Source organism: Armatimonadota bacterium (assembly GCA_020354555.1).
Classification (GTDB): Bacteria; Armatimonadota; Hebobacteria.
Genome location: CP070648.1, coordinates 202,147 through 206,102, shown reverse-complemented (window position 1 = coordinate 206,102; position 3,956 = coordinate 202,147). Strand labels below are relative to the sequence as shown.

The 3,956-nt window shown below is 62.2% G+C and carries 4 protein-coding genes and 1 pseudogene; all 5 read left to right on the top strand.

Features of this window, described 5'->3' with window-relative positions:
• The coding region (locus JSV65_00825; protein UCH34932.1) for a hypothetical protein at nt 1-687 on the top strand (687 nt) is incomplete at its 5' end.
• A 188-nt stretch (nt 688-875) separates the two neighbouring features.
• Complete coding sequence (locus JSV65_00820) at nt 876-1,784, top strand: hypothetical protein (GenBank protein ID UCH34931.1); 909 nt, start codon at nt 876-878, stop codon at nt 1,782-1,784.
• Between the two features lie 43 nt (nt 1,785-1,827).
• Nucleotides 1,828-2,400 (top strand): annotated as a pseudogene (locus JSV65_00815) (RHS repeat-associated core domain-containing protein).
• 5 nt (nt 2,401-2,405) lie between these two features.
• Complete coding sequence (locus tag JSV65_00810) at nt 2,406-2,807, top strand: hypothetical protein (protein UCH34930.1); 402 nt, start codon at nt 2,406-2,408, stop codon at nt 2,805-2,807.
• A gap of 655 nt (nt 2,808-3,462) precedes the next feature.
• On the top strand, nt 3,463-3,956 hold a 494-nt coding region (locus tag JSV65_00805; protein ID UCH34929.1), incomplete at its 3' end, for a hypothetical protein.

Below are 3,956 nucleotides of genomic sequence, written 5' to 3'. Positions count from 1 at the left end.
CGGGATGCCGGCGACAAAGAGGTGCGCCTATATCACATGGAGCGCGGAAAACCGACCCGCGAGAACGTGCCGCTGTTCCCAAACACCGTGCCGGAGGTAAGGCTTGCGCGCATCTCGTTCGTCGCTGCGGATAAGCCCAAGGGGTTACGCGTGGAGTTCTGGCTTGTTCAAGGAACTCTCTTTTCGCTCCAGTTCGACCAAAGCCCCCGAGGGATCGACGCTAGTCGCATCGAGATCAAGGACGTGAAGGTGATGGTCGATCCGATGGTTCCCGCAGTTGCAGAACGAAGGGAACCGATTGAAGCCGATACTCTGACGGATTGGCCTCGCGAGTGGTCGAGAAAGTGGGCGGTAGCGAGACTCCGCGAGCCGTTGCCGGGGCCGGACCAGCAGCGGATCCTGGCCCAACTCGATGCGAAACTGCCTACCGACTACCTCGAGCTCGTTGCCCAGACGGAGGGACTGGAACTCCCGGGGTGCGTTGTCTTCGGGCTGTCGGAGGTTCGCAGCGTGGTGCTGCCGGAAGCGAACTACTACGTACTCTCGGAACTGGCCGACCGGGGCGTGGTTGCGGTGCAGGAGGGTAAAGCAGACGGCACAGTCTTTTTCGTGGACTATGAGGGCCAGGAAGAGGACATGGGCTTTTCGTTCCGTGACGCGATCGAGCGGTTACTGGAAAGGCAGTGAGGTCGGTGGCTGCGGCTGGCCCGTCGCGCTTCGGCACAGGCGCAGTGAGCCAGCGCGAATCGCTTGTTCAACATCCAGCAACTCGATCGCGTGCCGCGGGTTTACAGGGGCGGCGCGCTCGGCTTCGCCTGGGGCTTCGGCGGCAGGTATGTCAATGAAACATACTGCCAGTAAGGAAGGCCACTCTCGTGGCGGGACTCCTTGAGGCCATTGACTATTTGCTGAAGCGCTTCTTCGCCAGCGCAGAACTCCGGGCGTACGAGAGCCTGTGCCTGGACGGGTGGAAAGGCGTGCTTTCGGCAGAGGCTGTCGCGATACTCGACCGCCAACTGCGATTGCCGAATCGGCGGGTGCAGCGTGGATTTGCGGGGAAGGTGGTGGTCTCTTACTGCCTGGGGGACCCCGATTGCGAGAAATTGCCCCCGGAAACTCGGTTCCTTTTGCAGTCGGAAACCAGCATCACCTTCGCGAGCATCGTCATTCGGGGCAAAGGGCCGCACAAAGGCCCGCACTCACTCAAGGCTAACATCCTGTTATCTGATGGGATCTTCGGCGCACTGGTGTTCGACAGGAAGCCGCACACTGTGTTCGACTACCCGAAGGGCGTCAAGAGGGATGAGATCGAAGTGATCGAGGTCAGAGTCTTGATTGACCCCATGTGTCCCGAGGCTCTCGCGACCCAACCGATTCCGGATAGCAGCGCGCTTCTTGGCTGGGTGCGCGAGTGGGCGGAGACAAGGCAGGCGCGCGATTTGCGAACGCCGCTGTCGGCCGGCGCGCGCGAGAGGATCCTCCAGAATCTCGACGCCCGGCTGCCCGACGACTATCTGGACGTGATTGCCCAGACAGAGGGGCTGAGGATGGGTGCGTGCCAGGTCAGGGGGCTTTCGGAGATCCCCACCGTCCCGGAGCCGGAGGCAACCTTCTACATCTTGGCCGACATTGATGATCGCGGGGGCGTCGGCGTCGCGCAGGGCGGTACGGACGCCGAGCTGTACTATCTCGACAACGACGACGAACCCCGGGCCGTCGGCACTTCGGTGCGGGCGGTCATCGAGAAGGAGCTGACTCGCCGCGCCGAAGAGGGGGCGGAGTGAGTCCGAGTGACGAAGAGGATACCCACCAGTTCGGGGACGGGGAAGCTCGCTGCAGCACCTCGGCGCGCGGTACTACATGCCGGAGATCGGGAGGTTCCTCAGCCAGGACCCGCTCGGCATCGGCCATCCGTATGCGTACTGTGACAGCAACCCCGTGGGCTGGGTGGACCCGGAGGGCTTGGGTGCGCGTGACTGGCTGATCTACCACTTCTCGGGCGCTGGCGAGAAGATTGACAAGTATCTTCTACTCGGGCGCACCGCGAATTACGGCCGTGTGACTGGCCTCCACGACATCGGCTGCGCGTCGGGACTCGAGGTGGCCTGGGCGGGCGCGCAGTGGGGAACCAAGATGAGCGTCGTGGCACTAGCTGCGACGGAGGCACCCGGAGCACGTCTGGCCCTGCGCCCGCGGGTCTTAGGTGCCCAACTGAGAGTCTACGGGAGGTTCTGGGGATTCGCGGACCTGCGCCACGCGGCGCATCACACGTTTCTCAAGTCTGCAAGATCCGGCTTCCTGAGGCACTTTGGCGTGAGGCCCTTCAAGGCGCCGCACGTACAGATCGCACTCAACACGTTCGGGAAGGTCAGGATGCTTCGAATCCCTTACTGGTGGTGATGACCATGGGCGAGCCGCTATACGTGAGGATAGCAGACCCAGCAACGCTTGCTGCCGCGAGTGATGCTCTTCATGACGCCCCGTTCGACGGCAACGACATTCGGTACGATCCTACTACGCAGAACTTCGACATGATTTTCCGTCGAGAGGTGTCAGGGCGGCTAGCGCCCACGCGTTTTCGCAACGTGTGTGTGGAGGTTGAGGAGCCCGAGCAGAGATGGGCAAAATGTAGGCTGACCTTCCGCCAAGTGGAAGACGCTGACATCCGAATAAACGTGCGTCGCGGTGCCGAGCTGATTGACCTGGAATACGATTCTGGCACTGACACGGTAACCGTCGATGCAGGGGGTGCCGTCGATATCGTGCTTCGTGTCACTGAGTTGGACGGAGAGCTGGCGGACATCTAGTCCATCCATACTCCGGGGAGTGACGCTCGGAGGACATCCCGACGAGTAGGCTAGCCGCGCCATGCCACCTATCGCGCCCAAGTGGGGAATTTGGGGGACACACCACCTAATTAGCCTGTGATAATGACCCGGTCGGCCACGTAGACCCCAGCGGCGCAATAGTCGAGACGGTTGCAGATATAGGCTTCGTCGCCTGGGATATCTGGGACTTGGTCAAGTGTCCCACCTGGGGCGGCGCAGGAACAACTGCGCTGGATGTGGGCGGGCTATTCTTGCCGTTCGTCCCCTCGGTCGCAGGTCTCGCCAGTAGAGGGGCGAATGTCGCTGCGAAAGCGACCAAGGCGGCCAGAGCGGCGAAAGCCGCAATACCCGGAAAGGTAATGCATCATGGGGTGCCTCGCGCCGTACTGAAGCAGTTGGACCCCGAGGTCGCAAAAGTGGTGCGGGGCGCGCGGGGAAGGCCGAACCGCCGGGCGGTCGATGAGGCCGTTCACAGGGGGGCCCACAGCGGGACGGGGAGGGGCGGCGATTACAGTACTTTCTGGCGGGACGAGTTGAGAAGGGTGGGTGACCCGAGGAATGCGACCGTGGAAGACGTTGAGCGAATCCGTGCAAGGGCAATGCTTCGGTTCTTCGACATAGTGGAATAGCTGAGATGATGAAGATCTGGAGCTTCTACAATCCACGCGATGACACGTTCGCTGTCGCTGGCGGCATCGGCGCGCGGTGTATCGTGAAACGTGAGAGGATCCAACCGTTGGTCATCGAGTGGGAGCCGGGGTCGGATGTGATTGGCGATTTCACCTGGGCGGAGATAGGGATCATGGTCACCGAACGCGTGGGCAAGGCGCTGCTGGAGCACTTCCGCGGTTTCGAGTTGGGCCCGGTGGAGATGATACAGAACCCGCGGCTGAAGCGACCGACGCGGATCACGCGCCGAACCAAGCCCAGAGTGTGGCTTCCCTACGAGGGCCCGCCGCTCTACGAGCTGTGCGTAACGGCCCGGGTAAGTGCCGACCTCGACCGCTCGACGCTCGAGATCAGAGGGACGGATCCGGACACCGGGGGGGCGCTCTACCGAGTGATCGGCGATGAGCACATAGAGGGCGACGTTGACCGAAAGACGAGGAGGTACATCCGCACCCGGGT